The organism is Lysinibacillus sp. NPDC093692, assembly GCF_050280125.1.
Classification (GTDB): Bacteria; Bacillota; Bacilli; order Bacillales_A; family Planococcaceae; genus Lysinibacillus.
In genome coordinates this window covers 44,585-62,688 of the sequence record NZ_JBNNUW010000012.1, presented here as the reverse complement: position 1 = coordinate 62,688, position 18,104 = coordinate 44,585, and the positions used below count along the sequence as shown (strand labels likewise).

Annotated in this window: 15 protein-coding genes; 8 read left to right on the top strand and 7 right to left on the bottom strand. The window is 40.9% G+C overall.

Annotation, left to right across the window (positions count from 1 at the left end; genetic code table 11):
• Positions 1-3: 3 nt before the first annotated feature.
• From ACQKN4_RS14285 to ACQKN4_RS14275, 3 genes are all read right to left on the bottom strand, one after another.
• Positions 4-399, bottom strand: a complete 396-nt coding sequence (locus tag ACQKN4_RS14285) for a YtxH domain-containing protein (protein WP_079563334.1) — start codon at positions 397-399, stop codon at positions 4-6.
• Between the two features lie 159 nt (positions 400-558).
• Positions 559-1,089: a tryptophan transporter gene (locus ACQKN4_RS14280; protein ID WP_079563335.1), complete on the bottom strand. Its 531-nt coding sequence runs from the start codon at positions 1,087-1,089 to the stop codon at positions 559-561.
• Between the two features lie 114 nt (positions 1,090-1,203).
• Positions 1,204-1,620 (bottom strand): HIT family protein, encoded by a 417-nt coding sequence (locus ACQKN4_RS14275; RefSeq protein WP_079563336.1) that lies wholly within the window; start codon positions 1,618-1,620, stop codon positions 1,204-1,206.
• Positions 1,621-1,724: 104 nt separating this feature from the next.
• Here ACQKN4_RS14275 and ACQKN4_RS14270 point away from each other — a divergent pair, with 104 nt between their 5' ends.
• Both ACQKN4_RS14270 and ACQKN4_RS14265 read left to right on the top strand, forming a co-directional pair.
• Positions 1,725-2,474 (top strand): ABC transporter ATP-binding protein, encoded by a 750-nt coding sequence (locus ACQKN4_RS14270; protein ID WP_079563337.1) that lies wholly within the window; start codon positions 1,725-1,727, stop codon positions 2,472-2,474.
• The gene (locus ACQKN4_RS14265) at positions 2,458-3,642 is read left to right on the top strand and encodes an ABC transporter permease (RefSeq protein WP_427483998.1); all 1,185 of its coding nucleotides are present in this window, start codon (positions 2,458-2,460) and stop codon (positions 3,640-3,642) included. Before ACQKN4_RS14270 ends, ACQKN4_RS14265 begins: the two co-directional genes overlap by 17 nt.
• Before the next feature lie 356 nt (positions 3,643-3,998).
• Here ACQKN4_RS14265 and ACQKN4_RS14260 read toward each other — a convergent pair whose 3' ends face one another.
• Entirely contained in the window at positions 3,999-5,159 is a 1,161-nt protein-coding gene (locus ACQKN4_RS14260) for an amidohydrolase (protein WP_427483997.1), read from the bottom strand.
• Positions 5,160-5,458: 299 nt separating this feature from the next.
• Positions 5,459-5,977 (bottom strand): antibiotic biosynthesis monooxygenase family protein, encoded by a 519-nt coding sequence (locus tag ACQKN4_RS14255; RefSeq protein WP_079563340.1) that lies wholly within the window; start codon positions 5,975-5,977, stop codon positions 5,459-5,461.
• Between the two features lie 323 nt (positions 5,978-6,300).
• Here ACQKN4_RS14255 and hemE point away from each other — a divergent pair, with 323 nt between their 5' ends.
• The 3 genes from hemE to hemY all read left to right on the top strand — a co-directional run bounded on the left by hemE (position 6,301) and on the right by hemY (position 9,874).
• Positions 6,301-7,350 (top strand): uroporphyrinogen decarboxylase, encoded by a 1,050-nt coding sequence (gene hemE, locus ACQKN4_RS14250; RefSeq protein ID WP_427483996.1) that lies wholly within the window; start codon positions 6,301-6,303, stop codon positions 7,348-7,350.
• A 164-nt stretch (positions 7,351-7,514) separates the two neighbouring features.
• Entirely contained in the window at positions 7,515-8,435 is a 921-nt protein-coding gene (gene hemH, locus ACQKN4_RS14245) for a ferrochelatase (protein WP_427483994.1), read from the top strand.
• Between the two features lie 14 nt (positions 8,436-8,449).
• Positions 8,450-9,874 (top strand): protoporphyrinogen oxidase, encoded by a 1,425-nt coding sequence (hemY, locus tag ACQKN4_RS14240; RefSeq protein ID WP_079563343.1) that lies wholly within the window; start codon positions 8,450-8,452, stop codon positions 9,872-9,874.
• Between the two features lie 247 nt (positions 9,875-10,121).
• On the opposite strand, the gene ACQKN4_RS14235 is transcribed toward hemY, so the two are convergent.
• Both ACQKN4_RS14235 and ACQKN4_RS14230 read right to left on the bottom strand, forming a co-directional pair.
• The gene (locus tag ACQKN4_RS14235) at positions 10,122-13,655 is read right to left on the bottom strand and encodes a beta strand repeat-containing protein (RefSeq protein WP_427483993.1); all 3,534 of its coding nucleotides are present in this window, start codon (positions 13,653-13,655) and stop codon (positions 10,122-10,124) included.
• A 145-nt stretch (positions 13,656-13,800) separates the two neighbouring features.
• Positions 13,801-14,886 carry a glycosyltransferase family 2 protein gene (locus ACQKN4_RS14230; protein WP_079563802.1) on the bottom strand — a complete coding sequence of 362 codons (1,086 nt, stop codon included), beginning with the start codon at positions 14,884-14,886 and terminating at the stop codon, positions 13,801-13,803.
• Between the two features lie 182 nt (positions 14,887-15,068).
• On the opposite strand from ACQKN4_RS14230, the gene ACQKN4_RS14225 reads away from it, so the two are divergent.
• Genes ACQKN4_RS14225 through ACQKN4_RS14215 form a run of 3 tightly spaced genes read left to right on the top strand, consistent with a single transcriptional unit; the run spans position 15,069 to position 18,102 of the window.
• Positions 15,069-16,037: a YncE family protein gene (locus tag ACQKN4_RS14225; RefSeq protein WP_427483992.1), complete on the top strand. Its 969-nt coding sequence runs from the start codon at positions 15,069-15,071 to the stop codon at positions 16,035-16,037.
• Positions 16,034-16,717, top strand: a complete 684-nt coding sequence (locus tag ACQKN4_RS14220; protein ID WP_079563801.1) for a response regulator transcription factor — start codon at positions 16,034-16,036, stop codon at positions 16,715-16,717. Before ACQKN4_RS14225 ends, ACQKN4_RS14220 begins: the two co-directional genes overlap by 4 nt.
• Positions 16,714-18,102, top strand: coding sequence for a sensor histidine kinase (locus ACQKN4_RS14215; protein ID WP_079563800.1), 1,389 nt, complete (start codon positions 16,714-16,716; stop codon positions 18,100-18,102). Before ACQKN4_RS14220 ends, ACQKN4_RS14215 begins: the two co-directional genes overlap by 4 nt.
• Positions 18,103-18,104 lie beyond the last annotated feature (2 nt).

Below are 18,104 nucleotides of genomic sequence, written 5' to 3'. Positions count from 1 at the left end.
ACTTTAGTCGCTAACTTTTTCTTGCGGTTTTTTCTTTTTTTCTGTAAATTGTGCAACGTTTTTCTCGATTTCGCTTATTGAATTCTGTAATGCATCTATTTCTTGTTGTAAGTTATTTTTTGAAGGTTCTATTTCTTCAGTGAATGTAGTAATAGTTTGTTTTAAATCATTTATTATTAGTGGTATATTATTTTTTATTTCATTAGTAAGCGAATGAACAGATTGTTTTACTGTGCCTGCTTGCTGTTTTACATCCAAAAGTTTGTCCTTTGTACTTTCAGCATTTGCTCGCAAATTAGCGCGTAATTGTTGTCCTGATTGAGGAGTTGAAAGAAGTACAGCGATTGTACCACCGACGATCCCAGCTCCAAGTCCAAATAAAAATGGTTTTGCTTTCATATCGATTACCTCATTCCTGTAATTATCATGTGTTACCTACTATTAAACCATGAAATGCAAATATACAAAAATAAAAAAGAAACTAAACGAGTGGTTTTGAATCACGGTTTAGTTTCTTTTGAAGATAAAGGTGTATTTTCTAATTGTATGCACCTTTTATTAAATTGAAATAGCTGTTTGGAATTTAGAGCGTTTCACTAATTTTGCAACTATAGGATAAATAATTGCAAAAGCAATGACATTAAATGCTACAGCAGGTAATACAACCCCTACAAACAGTACAGCGAATGTTGCACCAACATTTGCGTTGAATACAAAAAGTGCTACTGCTAAAAAGACAGTTCCAGATAAAATTGTTCCTAAGCCAACTAAGCTAGCAGATACTATAAAGTTGCTTGCCAATTTTTTTAGCACAATTAAAATCGCTAAAAAAACAAAGCCCGTTACTGCTTTATCGATAATGTTTGGAACAAGACCAGCTGGAAACGTTGTAAATAAACCTGACAGTACACCGGTTGCTAAAGAAAGTAAGAATGTTTCTTTAACAGTAGGGAACAATAAAATGCCAATAAACATCATTGTTAGCATGAAATCAGGCTTCATGCCGTTTACCATACCTGGTGTGACCACATAAAGTGTAGCACCAACACCGACTAAAAGGGCCATTAATACTAAATTCTTTGTATTCATTTCTAATCTCTCCTCGACTATGCTAATCTTTTTTGTCTCCTAACGTGTCCTCATGACCGTTAGCGAAACTTATTTGTGAGTGTACGATATAAATCTTTAAATTGCAATAAGAAATTATTTAAGGTTGGCTTTAATGCTTTCCGCAACATCAGATAATTGCTCTGGTGTATATTTTTGTGTTTGCCAATTTAATCCCAAGCCTTCTTTTTCATCGTAACGAGGAATAAAATGTAAGTGGTAGTGGAAAACAGTTTGTCCAGCTGCAGCACCATTATTATTAATCGTATTAAGTCCAATTGGGTTAAAAGCAGCTTTTATAGCATTCGCAATTTTGGGTGCAGCTGCATATAAATTACGAGCTACTTCCTCAGGCATCTCAAATAGGTCCTTACAGTGATGCTTTGGAATTAATAGGGTATGTCCCTTCGCTACAGGTGAAATGTCAGTAAATGCATAGACATGTTCGTCTTCATAAATTTTTGTACTTGGGATGGATCCATCAATGATTTTGCAAAATAGGCAATCGCTCATTCGAAAATTCCTCCTTATTATATATGTACATACATTCTATCATACTCATAACTGTATCATTTGCTAATTTTTGATAAAATATAAACGAGAAGAGGAGTGATGGTATGACGGTATTAGAGGTACAACATGTGACAGGTGGTTATACAAGAAAGCCGGTTATTAAAGATTTATCATTTTCGATTGGAAAAGGAGAGCTTGTTGGCTTAATTGGCTTAAATGGAGCTGGTAAAAGTACAACGATTAAGCATATCATCGGAACGATGCTTCCAAAAGAAGGAGACATACGTTTAAATGGTGTGACGTTAAAGGAAAATACGGACAAGTATCGTACAGCATTTTCTTACATCCCTGAAACACCTGTGTTATATGATGAGCTAACATTACGTGAACATTTAGAATTAACGGCGATGGCTTATGGTCTAGATGAAGCAACACTTGAAGCTCGTTCGCAATTATTATTAAAGGAATTTCGAATGGAAAAACGACTGAATTGGTTCCCATCGCATTTCTCAAAAGGTATGCGTCAAAAGGTTATGATTATGTGCGCCTTTTTAGTCAATCCAAGTCTTTACATTATTGATGAACCTTTTGTGGGACTCGACCCGCTTGGGATTCAATCCTTGCTTGATCAGATGGATGAAAAGAAAAAAGAAGGCGCTTCTATCTTAATGTCTACGCACATTTTATCGACCGCTGAAAAGCATTGTGACCGTATCATTTTATTGCATGAAGGACGCGTGCGAGCACAAGGGTCAATGGAGGATTTACGCAAGGCATTTGCGATGCCACATGCGACATTGGATGATTTATATATTGCAATGACAAAGGAGCGCGACCATGAAGAACTTGCGTGATGTATGGTCCTCTCGCTTTATGCACTATATAGGTGAAGTGCAAAAATATATGCGATTTATTTTTACGGGGCATATAGCGATTGTACTAGTATTTCTTATTGGAGCAGGGGGCTATCAATATAGTGAATGGCTGAAAATTGTACAGTCTGATTTTCCGGCAGAGGTTTTAATTGCAGTGGCAGTGGGGATTTTACTAGCATTTAGTCGTCCAACTTCACTTTTGAGAGAGCCAGACCAAGTGTATTTATTACCTTTAGAATCGAAAATGTCATATTATTTTAAAAAGGCGTTAGCGTGGACATTTTGGTCACAGGTTTGGATTGTGGCAATTGTTTATATCGTAAGCATCCCTTTACTTAAGGCTGTTACTGAATTAACAACATCTGAAATTTGGTCAGTATTTCTACTTATTATTATATTGAAGTATTTTAGCGTGCAAGGTGAATTTAGTTATCGTTTTAGTGAACGTGGTCAAATGATTTGGGTGGACAGGCTAATTCGAGCTGTTATCTTTGGTATTACTGTGTACATGGCGCTTCAAATGCAGCTTATTTTAGCTACTGTTGCTGCTGCAGTTGGATGTGTGTATATTGTAATATTTAGAAAAAAATGTGCTGGTGAGCCTATTCCGTACGAGCACTTTGTAAAGCTGGAACAAAATCGCATGATGAGTTTCTATCGCTTTGCTAATTATTTCACGGACGTTCCACATTTGCGAGGTAGTATCCGTCGTCGTGGTTGGCTTGATTGGCTTTATAAATTTGTGGCATACAAGAAAGACAATGCCCAAAAGTACTTAGTGTTCCGTACATTCGTCCGAACAGATGATCATTTTTATTTATGGCTCCGATTAACAGTAATTTCAGCTGCTATTGCAGCCTTTGTAGATATCCCAGTCGTTACATGGATTATTGCAGGTGCATTGAGCTTTGCTACAACTATTCAATTAAAATCAGCTTTATTATCAAGCGGTGAATTTCGTATGGACATGCTTTATCCTTTATCGGATGAAGCACGTAAGGTAGCAGTCAATCAAATTGTGCGTCTTGCAATGATAACGCAAGCGATTATAGTGGGTCTATGTGGTATCACACAGCCGATGTTTTATGTTACTTTTATAATCATTTTGGTTGTGAGTGAATTGACTTCTAAAGCCTCGAAGTCTTGAAATTTAAGCATATCACCATAGGGTAATGAATTTAGTTAAAACATATGCCGTTGAATAAATTGATGGGAGTGGAGACCGGGCGTCTCTTTGGAAATTAGCGTCACAGAATAGGGGATCAAAGGCTAAGAGCATCACGTCTTGTGATAATCAACAACCTTGTAGCTCCAGCGGATTAACGGACGTCCCCAGGAAAGCGCCTAGCCGGAACGGAAATCAACCCACGTTATGGTGTTCAGCAAATTATAAAAGCTCATTTTTCCAATAATAGAATTGGAGAAATGAGCTTATTTTTGTTAAAGAGAGATTTAAGTGGTGGAGCGCTACTTTTGCTTCGGGCTCTCCAGTGCATTTGTCTTCTATTCTACTAATTGATAATCTAGTGCTGCTGATACTAATACCTTTGCAGCAATGAGCATCCCTTTTTCATCTATATCGAATTTAGGATGATGGTGTGGTGCATATTTAGCTGGGCGGGCTCCCGTGAAGAAGAATGTACCTGGCTTTTCTTCTAAGTAATAAGCGAAATCTTCAGCCCCCATAGTTGCTTCAATCTCAGTAACATCGCAAATATCCTGAGCGATATTACGCACAAAGAGTGTTTCCTTCTCATGATTTACAACCGCAGGGTAGCCATGACGGTAATTCAGTTCAATTGTACAATCATGCGCAATTTCTGTACCTTGGATAACCCGTTTAAACTCACGTTCCATCGTTTCACGAACATCTTTATTAAACGTTCGAATTGTGCCATTTAAGTAAGCTGTATCGGCAATAATATTGTCGGCATTAGATGCCACGAATGAACCAATCGACAAAACAGCAGATTCGGTTGGGGCAACACGACGTGCGACAAGCTGTTGTAAATTTATAACAAGCTGAGAGCCAATAACAATCGCATCTTTTGTTTGATCCGGATGCGCGCCATGACCGCCTTGACCTTGAATTTTTATTTCAAAACTATCAACAGCGGCCATCGTCGGCCCTACGCGGTAGCCAACTATCCCTGTAGGATGGTTAGAAGAAAGATGTGTACCAAAAATAGCATCAACGCCATCCAAGGCACCAGCCTGTACCATCCCAATTGCTCCACCTGGATCAACCTCTTCAGCATGTTGATGAATTAGTACATATTCTCCTACTAGCTCATCGCGCATTTCCCACAATAGCTTACCGATAATTAACAAAGTAGCTGTATGACCATCATGCCCGCAAGCATGCATAACACCAGACACAGTTGATTTGTATGGTACATCTTTTTCATCTTGTATAGGAAGAGCATCAAAGTCTGCCCGTAAGGCAATCGTTTTGCCTGGCTTGCTCCCCTTAATCCGCGCAATTAAACCGTGACCACTGACATTAGCTTCAACCGGTACGCCGAGTTTCTTATAATATTGAATAATATAATTAGCAGTTTCTTGCTCCTGAAAGCTTAACTCCGGGTGCATATGCAGATGACGGCGAATCGCCACCATTTCATCAAAATGAGCATCAATTCTTTCAAGTAGATGTTGGTTCATAGTAAACCTCCTTAAACGGATTATCCTAGATTTTTATTAATAACATAATAGTTTTACAAACTGGATAAATAGAGGGTAAACGTTTCTCATAAAGAATATCCTTGGGAAAAGTAATGAATTCCCGCGCCCAGGCAAATACCCGCGGAAGAGAAGAGAATACCCGCGCTTCCGGGTGAAATACCCGCGGAAGAGAAGAGAATACCCGCGCTTCCGGGTGAAATACCCGCGGAAGAACAGAGAATACCCGTGCTTCCGGGTGAAATAACCGCGGAAGAGCAGCACACACTCGCGCACCTCAACTAATCTTCGTTGTCTTCTTTTGGAGCGGCACTATAGGTTGTGACATAGGAAGCTGCTGAGAAAATGTTTTGTTGATTCACGCCTGTTGATTCTTTGCGTTCAGCATGTGCTGATGCAAAGGCCTTTGAGCTTTTCCATGCTTCGAATGAATGAGGACCATTCCATTGTGTCATGACAATGTATGTTTCACTATTTAATGGACGAAGTAGTCGAAATGCTACAAAGCCTGGTTCATCTTCTATAGCACGTGCTCGATTTAAAAAGCGATGTTCAAAAACTGGTCGACCTTCATCTGTCACAGGAATATTGTTGAAAACAAAGAAGCCTCGTTCTTCTAGAGCATTTACAGAATCTAGCACTTCAAACTTACGAGGTGTGGCAAATATAGATTTTCCATTGGTTTCATGTATAAGCACAGAGTTACCTTCTCCGTGTATTAAAGTCAACGCCTCGTTTGGATGTTTATTCTTTAACTGCTCTAAAAAATCACCTGTACCAGAAGTTAAATAAATATACATAACTATTGTCCTCCTTATGAATGTTCATCTTTTAAAAGGAATGAATTGTGCTTGTAGCACTACTTAGACCCACTGTTATCTACGCGAAAGCAACTAGTACGCTTAGGCGGAAATGATAATATAGCGTGATTATCTCCATTTAAATGGAAGTATATAGCTTTGTCAAAAAAGAAATCCTATAGAAAGAACAATTTTATGACATTTCCCTATGAAAACTATACAATAACAGAGGAAGCGTTTACTATTGAAAACGGATATCAATAATAACGAATTAAATCAGAGAATTTTACTATATGAATTTTATTGAGGGGAAGGAACTATTCATGACAACTTTTAATGATACTCTTCTACGTGCTGCACGGGGAGAAAAAACGGAACATACACCAGTGTGGTATATGCGACAAGCAGGACGATCTCAGCCAGAATATCGTGCGATTAAAGAAAAGTATTCTTTAGAGGAAATTACACTTCAACCTGAGCTTTGTGCATATGTAACGCGATTACCAGTAGAAAATTACAATGTTGATGCAGCGATTTTATACAAAGACATAGTAACACCACTCCCTGGTATTGGAGTAGATGTAAAAATCAAAGCAGGCGTAGGTCCTGTAATTTCAAATCCTATTCGCTCAGTCGCTGATATAGAAAAACTAGGTGAATTCAATGCGAAAGAACATACACCATTCGTTTTAGAAACGATAAAAATGTTAACAGAAGAACAACTGAATGTACCTTTAATCTGCTTTGCAGGTGCGCCATTTACTCTGGCAAGCTATATGATTGAAGGGGGTCCTTCAAGAAACTATAATAAAACAAAGTCATTTATGGTATCAGAGCCTCAAGCTTGGTTTGCATTAATGGATAAATTAGCTGACATGATTATTTCTGATGTTTCAGCCCAAGTCGAAGCGGGAGCAAAAGCTATCCAAATTTTTGACTCATGGGTTGGTGCTTTAAATGTTGAAGACTATCGTGTGTTCATTAAACCAATTATGACACGTATTTTTGCAGAGCTTCAAAAAGAAAATGTGCCACTTATTCAGTTTGGTGTTGGTGCAAGTCATTTAGCGAAAGAGTGGAATGATTTACCGATAGATGTTGTTGGCTTAGATTGGCGTTTACCAATTAGAGAAGCTCGTGCTAACGGTATAACTAAGCCAGTACAAGGGAATTTAGATCCATCACTATTACTTGCTGATTGGTCAATTATTGAAAAGCGCACGAAAGATATTATCGATCAAGGCTTAGAAATGCCAGGGCACATCTTTAACTTAGGTCATGGTGTATTCCCAGAGGTAGATCCAGAAGTGTTAAAACGTTTAACGGCGCTTATTCATGAGTATAGTGCTCAACAAATTCAAGCACGCTCTTAATATAGATGTGGACAAGATATTAACTTTCATATTCTTTTCTATGAATGATATCTCGATTTCATCATAGAAAGAGTGCTGTCCAACCTAATGAATTGGACAGCTTCTTTTTGTCACATACTGTACGATAAAGATATACTTAACTATTATTTAGAGGTGAAAAGGTAATGAAAGAAGTTAAAGGCTTATTAGTTATGGCATACGGAACACCCTATAAAGAAGAAGACATCGAACCTTACTATACGCATATTCGCCACGGTCGCAAACCATCAGAAGAGCATTTAGAGGATTTACGCGGTCGTTATGAGGCTATCGGTGGTTTATCACCACTTGCTGCTGCTACTAAGGCGCAGGCTGAAGCTTTATGCGCACGTTTAAATGAAGTGCAAGATGAAGTGGAATATAAATTATTTATTGGTTTAAAGCATATCCACCCATTCATTGAAGATGCGGTAGAAGGAATGGTAGCAGAAGGTATTAAAGAAGCGGTTTCTATCGTATTAGCTCCTCACTTCTCAACGTTCTCTATTAAGTCATATAATGGTCGTGCAACAGAAACAGCTGGAGATCGATTAACAATTACTTCTGTAGAATCTTGGTATGATGAACCAAAGTTCATTGAGTATTGGAAAAACAAAGTGAATGAAACATTTAATGCAATGTCTGATGAAGAACGTGAAAAAGCATGTCTAATCGTTTCAGCACATTCACTTCCAGAGAAAATTAAAGAGTTGGGCGATCCATATGAAGATCAATTAATTGAGACGGCTCGACTAATTAAAGAAGCAACGGGTGTCAATAATGTAGAAGTTGGCTGGCAATCAGCAGGACAAACACCTGAGCCGTGGATCGGTCCAGATGTTCAGGACTTAACACGTGAACTTTATGAGCAAAAGGGCTTCCGTTCATTCGTTTATACGCCAGTTGGCTTTGTAACAGAACATTTAGAAGTTTTATATGACAACGATTATGAATGTAAAGTTGTTTGTGATGAACTTGGCGCGAAATATTATCGTCCAGCCATGCCAAATACACACCCATTATTTATTGATGCAATGGTTGATGCCATTCATAAAAAATTAAGCTAAGCGAAAAGAAAGTGATGATGTTGGTGACTCAGAAAAGACGAAAGGTAGTTGTTGTAGGCGGTGGCATTACTGGCCTCACAGCTGCGTTCTATTTGCAAAAAGAAGCAAGCGCAAAAGATTTGCCGTTAGATATCGTACTTGTCGAGTCGTCATTACGTCTTGGCGGAAAAATACAAACACTGAGAAAAGATGGCTGTATTATCGAGCGCGGGCCAGAATCTTTTTTTGATCGTGAGAACTATGTATATGCTTTGGCAAAGGATTTAGGCATTGAACAGGAAATGATTACAAGCAATACAGGGCCGACTTATATTGCTGCTGGTAGTCAATTGTATCCAATCCCTAGTAATCTTTTGTCTGGGGCAACACCACATGTTTCGTCATTTATTACATCAGGTTTGTTTTCACTTAGCGGGAAAGTTCGTGCAGCGGGGGATTTTTTCATCCCGCGCTCTGCACAGGATGATGACCAACCATTAGGGCAATTTTTTAGAAGAAGATTCGGTGCTGAAATTGTAGAAAATTTAGTAGAGCCATTACTTGCTGGAACGTTTGCTGGTGATATTGAGCAGTTAAGTATGCGTTCAACATTTCCGCAGCTCTATGGATTAGAGCAAAAATATCGTAGCTTACTTATTGGAATGAAAAAGTCTGGTACAAATTTTTTAAGTAACGATCTTACTACGAAAGATAAGGGTATTTTTCAATCATTTAATAATGGTCTTGAGACACTTATCGAAAAACTTGAAGAATCACTACTACCTGGTACAGTTATGAAGGGTGTTAAAGTCGAAGAAATTGAGCATGGTAAGGATGGTACTGTCCAAGTTGTGTTAAACAATTTTACACAATTAAAAGCAGATGCTGTTATTATTGCAACACCTTTTAATGTAGCAAGAAAAATGTTCAGCAAACATCAGTTATTAAATGAATTGAGTACGATGAAGGCGGCAACTATTGCTACTGTGACAATGGCATTTAAAAAAGACCAGTTAGGTGATCTAGATGCGTTATCATTTTTTGTTTCTCGAAATAGTGATTTTTCAATAACTTCTTGTACTTGGATTAATCGAAAGTGGCCTGGAACAACACCGGATGATTACGTGCTTTTACGTAGTTATATTGGCCGAGTGGGCGATGAGGCAATTGTAGCGTTATCCGATACTGAAATTGAAAAGACCGTTTTGCAGGATTTAATGAAAACAATTGGTGTAGATGGAGAACCGTTGATGACTGTAGTTACCCGCTGGAAAAATGCCATGCCACAATATACCGTAGGACATGAAGCGAAGGTAGAGCGAGTAAAACAAGAATTACGTGAACATTTTCCCGCTGTAAAGCTCTCGGGGAGTTCTTTCGAAGGAATATCAATACCTGAGTGCGTTGAGCAAGGTAAAAATGTTGCTGACGAAGTACTAACGGAAATGTTTGTGGATTAAATAGTTATTAGAAGTAGTACAAACTTGAAAAATGTTTGTACTACTTTTTTATTGCTTTTAAGAGATTCCTCCGCGATAAATTATTTGTAAAGTATGAAATAGGAGCGTTTAAAAGTAAAAATTGCACAAGTTAGATACATCGAAATAGAAAACTGGGAAAGTAAGCTTCTACTTTCCCAGTAAAGATCTTATAGAGAATGTTAGAATGTTAGTTGTTCAAACCAGTAAAAATTTTTGTTCTTTAATGCTATGAAATTCGATGACATGACCATACAATACCGCCAGAGTTCGCTCCTCCAAGAGTAAGTCCGATCGTTAAACCGTTAGCGTTGTAGAATAAATCAATGGTATCACCTGCATCTAACTCGACTTCTCCAGCCAATGTTACTGTCCCATTACCAAGGATAGTGCGTAAATTCAATACGGCTATAATATTTACATTTAATAAAGGGAATAATCCGCTTATTAAACTTGCTGCTGCGTTTCTGCGAATTGCAAATGATGGATTGATGCCAGCCCCTAAGCCAACGGTAATTACTGCAGTAGTTGAGTAGTTGATTGTTGCTTCAAAAGCATATCTTCCGGTTGTTGGAACAGTGAAAATTCCGGTCACTGGATTGAATGCTGGTGTTGTGAAATATGGCGATGCAACACTCCAGTTGGCGATTGTACTAGAAGCACTTACTGATACAGCATTATTAAATGCTGAGAAACCTTCTGTAAATGCTGGTCCAGTAAAGCCAGTCAAACCAGTAGCGCCAGTAGGTCCAGTAGGTCCAGTAGCGCCAGTAGCCCCAGTAACGCCAGTCGAGCCGGTAGCGCCAGTAGCCCCAGTAACGCCAGTCGAGCCGGTAGCGCCAGTAGCCCCAGTAACGCCAGTCGAGCCGGTAGCGCCAGTAGCCCCAGTAAAGCCAGTCGAGCCGGTAGCGCCAGTAGCGCCAGTAAAGCCAGTCGAGCCGGTAGCGCCAGTAGCGCCAGTAAAGCCAGTCGAGCCGGTAGCGCCAGTAGCCCCAGTAATGCCACGTTCACCAGTAGCGCCAGTAGGTCCAGTGCCACCAGTAGAGCCAGTCACACCAGTAGGTCCAGTAGAGCCGGTCACGCCAGTCACACCGGTAGAGCCAGTAGCCCCAGTAATGCCACGTTCACCAGTAGGTCCAGTGCCACCAGTAGAGCCGGTCACGCCAGTAGAGCCAGTAGCCCCAGTAGCCCCAGTAGCCCCAGTAATGCCACGTTCACCAGTAGCCCCAGTAGGTCCAGTAGAGCCAGTCACACCAGTAGCCCCAGTAGGTCCAGTAGAGCCGGTCACGCCAGTAGCCCCAGTAGGTCCAGTAGAGCCGGTAACGCCAGTAGCCCCAGTAACCCCAGTAACGCCGGTAGAGCCAGTTACACCAGTAGCCCCAGTGACCCCAGTAGAACCGGTAACGCCAGTAGAGCCAGTCACACCGGTAGCTCCAGTGACCCCAGTAGAACCGGTCACGCCAGTAGAGCCGGTAACGCCAGTAGCTCCAGTGACCCCAGTAGCGCCAGTAACACCAGTAGCTCCGGTAGTGCCAGTAACACCAGTAGCCCCAGTAGGTCCAGTAGAGCCGGTCACGCCAGTAGCCCCAGTAGGTCCAGTAGAGCCGGTCACGCCAGTAGAGCCAGTCACACCGGTAGCCCCAGTGACCCCAGTAGAACCGGTCACGCCAGTAGAGCCGGTCACGCCAGTAGCTCCAGTGACCCCAGTAGCGCCAGTAACACCAGTAGCTCCGGTAGTGCCAGTGACCCCAGTAGAACCGGTCACGCCAGTAACGCCAGTGGAACCAGTAGCCCCAGTAGCCCCAGTAGCCCCAGTCACACCGGTAGCCCCAGTCACACCGGTAGCCCCAGTGACCCCAGTAGAACCGGTCACGCCAGTAGCGCCAGTAACACCAGTAGCCCCAGTAGATCCAGTAGATCCAGTGTCACCAGTAGAGCCAGTCACTCCTGTAGAACCAGTAGGTCCAGTAGAGCCGGTCACGCCAGTAACACCAGTAACACCAGTAACACCAGTAACACCAGTAGCCCCAGTAGATCCAGTGTCACCAGTAGAGCCAGTCACTCCCGTAGAACCAGTAGCTCCAGTAGAACCGGTCACGCCAGTAGAGCCAGTCACACCGGTAGCTCCAGTGACCCCAGTAGCTCCAGTAGTGCCAGTGACCCCAGTAGAACCGGTCACGCCAGTAACGCCAGTGGAACCAGTCGTACCAGTAACGCCAGTAGCGCCAGTAACACCAGTAGCCCCAGTAGAGCCAGTCACTCCCGTAGAACCAGTAGGTCCAGTAGAGCCGGTCATGCCAGTAGAGCCAGTCACACCGGTAGCCCCAGTGACCCCAGTAGAACCGGTCACGCCAGTAACGCCAGTGGAACCAGTCGTACCAGTAACGCCAGTAACACCAGTAGCCCCAGTAGCCCCAGTAGCCCCAGTAGCCCCAGTAGAGCCAGTCACTCCCGTAGAACCAGTAGCTCCAGTAGAGCCGGTCATGCCAGTAGAGCCAGTCACACCGGTAGCCCCAGTGACCCCAGTAGAACCGGTAACGCCAGTAGCCCCAGTAGGTCCAGTAGAGCCGGTAACGCCAGTAGCCCCAGTAACGCCGGTAGAGCCAGTAACACCAGTAGCCCCAGTGACCCCAGTAGAACCGGTCACGCCAGTAGAGCCAGTCACACCGGTAGCCCCAGTGACCCCAGTAGAACCGGTCACGCCAGTAGCTCCAGTAACACCAGTAACACCAGTAGCTCCGGTAGTGCCAGTGACCCCAGTAGCGCCAGTAACACCAGTAACACCAGTAACACCAGTAACACCAGTAACACCAGTAGCCCCAGTAGCCCCAGTAGAGCCAGTAGATCCAGTGTCACCAGTAGAGCCAGTCACTCCCGTAGAACCAGTAGCTCCAGTAGAACCGGTCACGCCAGTGGAACCAGTCGTACCAGTAGCGCCAGTAACACCAGTAACACCAGTAGCCCCAGTAGAGCCAGTAGAGCCAGTCACTCCCGTAGAACCAGTAGCTCCCGTAGAACCGGTCACGCCAGTAACGCCAGTGGAACCAGTCGTACCAGTAGCGCCAGTAACACCAGTAACACCAGTAACACCAGTAGCCCCAGTAGCCCCAGTAGCCCCAGTAGATCCAGTAGCCCCAGTAGATCCAGTGTCACCAGTAGAGCCAGTCACACCGGTAGCCCCAGTGACCCCAGTAGAACCGGTCACGCCAGTAACACCAGTAACACCAGTAGAGCCAGTCACTCCCGTAGAACCAGTAGCTCCAGTAGAGCCAGTGACCCCAGTAAAACCGGTCACGCCAGTAACGCCAGTGGAACCAGTCGTACCAGTAACACCAGTAACACCAGTAGCCCCAGTAGAGCCAGTCACTCCCGTAGAACCAGTAGCTCCAGTAGAGCCGGTCACGCCAGTAGAACCAGTAGAGCCAGTAGAGCCATTAACCCCGGTAGAACCAGTCGTACCAGTAGCTCCAGTAACACCAGTAGAGCCAGTCACTCCCGTAGAGCCAGTAGGGCCGGTAGCCCCGGTAGAACCAGTCGTACCAGTAACGCCAGTAGAGCCAGTAATCCCGGTAGCGCCAGTAGAACCAGTCACACCAGTAGGTCCAGTGACCCCAGTAGCCCCAGTAGCCCCAGTAGCCCCAGTAGGACCAGTTATTCCACGTTTAATAGGAATAACAGGACAGCTTGGAGCACAAGGATTACAACAACACGGGAATGTATTACATTTGCTGCAGATTCTATTTTTAAATTGTCCAAAATGCATTGTTTCACCTCCTCTCTCAAATATCGTATTCATAGAGAGAAAAGATGAAATAGACAGTTAACTACTTGGTTTATCAAAAATATCAATAGCGATAAAAGTATTTTCTAAACACTGTTCACTAACAACTTATTTATATAGAAAATATTTAAGATGTTTCATTTTCCTTATTTAAAATGCGATCAAAATATTTTTTATTGTGCAGTATTTTTTCATCATTTGGTAAATAGGCTCTTGCTAATTCATTATGTGCGTTGGCTAGTTCATATTGTTGTAATCGATCGAAGAGGACACAAAGTTGTAAGTGGGGTAACCAGGTCGTAAAGGTTTTATTTTGAAAAGGAGTGTTAGGTTTTTGCTTGATGACAAGCGCTTGTTCATACCAAAATATTGCTTCATAATTTTTGGCTTGTTCCAAAAAATGAAAGCCGAGTCTACAACACGCTTCCGGGCGTGGAATATCATATTCAAAGCTTCTTAAAATGGAACTCAAATTATTTTCTTTATCATTTAAATGGGAGTAACAATCTGCTAATTTAAAACAGGCTCGGATATTATCTTCTACCCAGCCCAATTTAGAAACTAAAAACGTTTCATAGTAAAATAGTGCGTCCTCAAATTGTTCATGATCTAGTAATTCATTTGCATAATAAAATGTATCTCGTGGAGAGAGAGGTTCTCCTGATTCAACTAATTGCTTATAGATGTTAATATTCCGATTATGATCATGACTAAGTGGTAAATGGCTGACAGCGATATCGCTATCCAAAAGCTTCCCGCCGACTTCTAAATATTCATGGACAGCTCCTATCCATTGGAATTGTTTATCTCTTCTTACTAAACGATATCTTCTTAATAGTGAACTTACATTTCCCTCATGATCAAAGCTTAAATTATAATTCATCGAAACGGCATCTATATCAAGACTTAAGGATTCTTTTAGTGCTTTGAATTTTACCTGATCCTCTTCTAATAATACGTCGTCTGCATCAAGCCATAAAATGTACTCCTTTGTTGCTTGCTGAAAGGAAAAATTTCTTGCTGCTGCAAAATGCTGAATCCATTCGAAATCATAAATACGATCTGTGAATTGTTTAACGATTTGCTTTGTATTGTCGGTCGAGCCTGTATCGATGATATTAATCTCGTCAACTAACCCTTTTACAGATGCTAGACATCTACCGATGACATCTTCTTCATTTTTCACTATCATACATAAGCTAATGGACACCATAAAGTGGATTCCTCCTTACCGTAATCTATGTAGTATATGAGCTACTATATTTTTGGGTTTGGATAAATGCTCGTAGATGTAATATTAATAGTGAAAATTCACTTGTTTTCTTTGTCATAAATTTACCATTCAAGTTTCACGCGAATTTCACAATTGTGAAGTATAGTTAAGAAACAGAGGTGATGATGTTGAAAAAATGGGTATTCTTCATTTTTTCTTTAGTACAGCTTATATGGCTAGCAGGGTGTACGGGGAAATCGTTTGATCCTATAGAACGCGACCAGGATTTTATTGCATCCTTAAATATACAGGAGCCTTCGCTAGATTTTATAGATGGGCAAGGGAATGTGATGGCAACGTGGTTATTTGACAAAGCTTACTCGGGGGCAATTCTGCTTGAAAATGATCGTGTATTATTGTACGGTCATCAATTAAATGAAATAGACGTCTATACATTATCAACTGGAAAGAAGCTCTATTCCAAAAAAGTAAAGCTTGGTACAACCAATGTGTATTATGCTGAAAATAAAAAACAGTTTTTTATTGCGAATAGCAAAACAAATACAGTGACAAGCTTTGATGAGAAGGGCAATGAACTGGCAACACAGAAGCTAGGTAACTACCCTATGTCAATGGCAGCCTATAAAGATAAGCTATATGTGATTAATTATAAAGATACGAAATTATCGGTGTTAAATATTGAAAATCTAAAGGTTGAGCAAGAGTGGCCGATTCAAAAATCATCACATGGAATAGCTATTCTCGAAGAGACAAATGAACTATGGATAGGTGGTCATGGAGAAGGAAGCAAACCGAATAGTTCTGTTAAAAAATATGATCTTACGACAGGAGTCAAAAAAGGGGAGATAAAAATGCCTTTAATGCCTGTTGGATTAACCAAAACAAAGGATGCTATCCTCGTTGTTAGTCATGGTCATAATGAATTATATGTTGCTGACTTTGATGGAAATGTGAAATGGGAGCAAGTGGTAGGCGCTAATCCATTTGCCGTAAATCAGTTTAAAGATAATATTGTTGTCGCTGGCTATGATGACCATACTTTATATTTCATAAAAGAAGGTCAGGTGAAAAAAACAGTTGATGTGGGGAAAGGTGCTTTTCAACTGTTAGTGAGGGAGGAAAAAATGTGACAACTGTATTAATTGTTGATGATGAGAAAGATATGCGTAATTTAATAGAAATGATGCTCAATAATTCTAAAATTGAGACTTTAACAGCAGCAAGTGGTACAGAAGCCTATGATATTATTGTACGAGAAAAAATTGATTTAGTTCTACTAGATGTGATGATGCCACATGAAGACGGCTTTGCAGTTTGTCAAAGTATACGTGCGATGTCGAATATACCAATTATTTTCCTGACAGCACGCGATGCAAATGAGGATAAAGTTAAAGGCTTAACAATTGGCGGAGATGATTATATTGTAAAACCGTTTACAAACGATGAGCTGGTTGCACGAATTCATGCTGTGTTAAGAAGAAGTGGTGCTAATATTGAAGAATTACAGCAAAAATATGTGATGCTTGGACCTATTAAAATAGATGAGACTGCACGCAAAGTATCTGTGGATGGAAAGAGTGTTCCGCTTACTTTAAAGGAGTTTGAACTATTACATTTGTTTATGAACAATCCTGGGAATGCTTATACAAGGGAGCAATTACTAGAACGCATTTGGGATATTGATTATGTAGGGGGTACAAGAACTGTTGACACGCATATAAAAACCTTACGTATAAAGCTTGGAAAGGAAGCAGCGGGGCATATTCAGACCGTTTGGGGAGTGGGCTACCGCTTTGATCCTGGCGAATGAAAAAGATTTCAACACGTATTTGGCTATTAATCTTTGCATTTTTAATTATTACGGTTGTCTTCATGTATGTCCTGACTGATTATTTATATGAACGGCTTTATGTAGAAGACACGGAAGAGATGATGGTAGAGGTAGGGTCAAAGCTACAAACGATGTATACTGGTAGTAAAGTAACGGATGAATTTATTGCAAATATTGAACAGTATACTAATTATTCTAATTTAAATATTTTTGCAGTAAGAAATCCGCGTGAACTAAGCGCTTGTGTGCCGTTTGATATTGACTTCGAAACATTGATTGGTCCAGAAGAGCGACAGCAATTACTGGCTGGTGAATATGTACAGAAAATTGGGTATGAGCCTCGGTTTGATAGACAGTTAATTTCTGTAGTACTTCCGCTAGTAGATCAAAATAGGCTTGAAGGAATTATATATATTTATTTCCCTTTAGCAAAAATTAGTGAGTTAGCGAATAATGAAGTCATTTCCTTATTTGTCAGTGCCTTTATATTTTTAATTGTCATCAGCTATTTAATTTATAAAGGAATCCGTCATATTATGCGACCACTAAGTAATTTGCAAAGAGCTGTTGAGCAAATGTCAGACGGAAACTATGGAACACGTGTGACAGTTCATTCCAAAGATGAAATAGGAAGATTATCTAGCACCTTTAATAAAATGGCAGAGTCGATTCAACAAGAGGATGAGGCTCAAAAAACATTTTTAGCTACAGTTTCACATGAGCTAAGGACACCTATTAGCTATGTAAAAGGATATAGTGAAGCGATGCAAAAGGGTATCATTCCGGAAAGTCAAAAAGAGGAAACGATCCAGCTAATTGTACGTGAGGCAAATCGGATGGAACGTTTAACGAATGAATTACTTCTACTTGCTCGTATGGAAAATGAACAGGCGGAAATTACTTTATATCCAATTCCGCTTGCTGAAACATTACGCGAGGTTCAAAAAATATTAACTCATCAAGCCGAGAAGAAGACGATTGCACTCCATTTGGATGCTGATGATGCATTGATTATCAAAGCTGATGAAGTAAAGCTGAAACAAGTTTTTATTAATATAATTGAAAATGCTATTAATTACTCTTATGAGCAGTCAAAGGTTGAAATTACTGCTTTTGAGGATAATGGAAGTGCACAAATTACGATAAAGGATTATGGAATTGGTATTCCACAAGAGGATTTATCGCATGTAACGGAGCGCTTTTATCGTGTTAACAAAGCACGGAGCCGGGCAGATGGTGGCAGTGGACTAGGCTTGTCGATTGTTGAACAATTGCTGAAGCAGTTACAGGGCAAGATAGAGATTGAAAGTGAAGTTGAAAAGGGCACAATTGTAAAAATTACATTGCCGTTAATGGAGGAATAAAA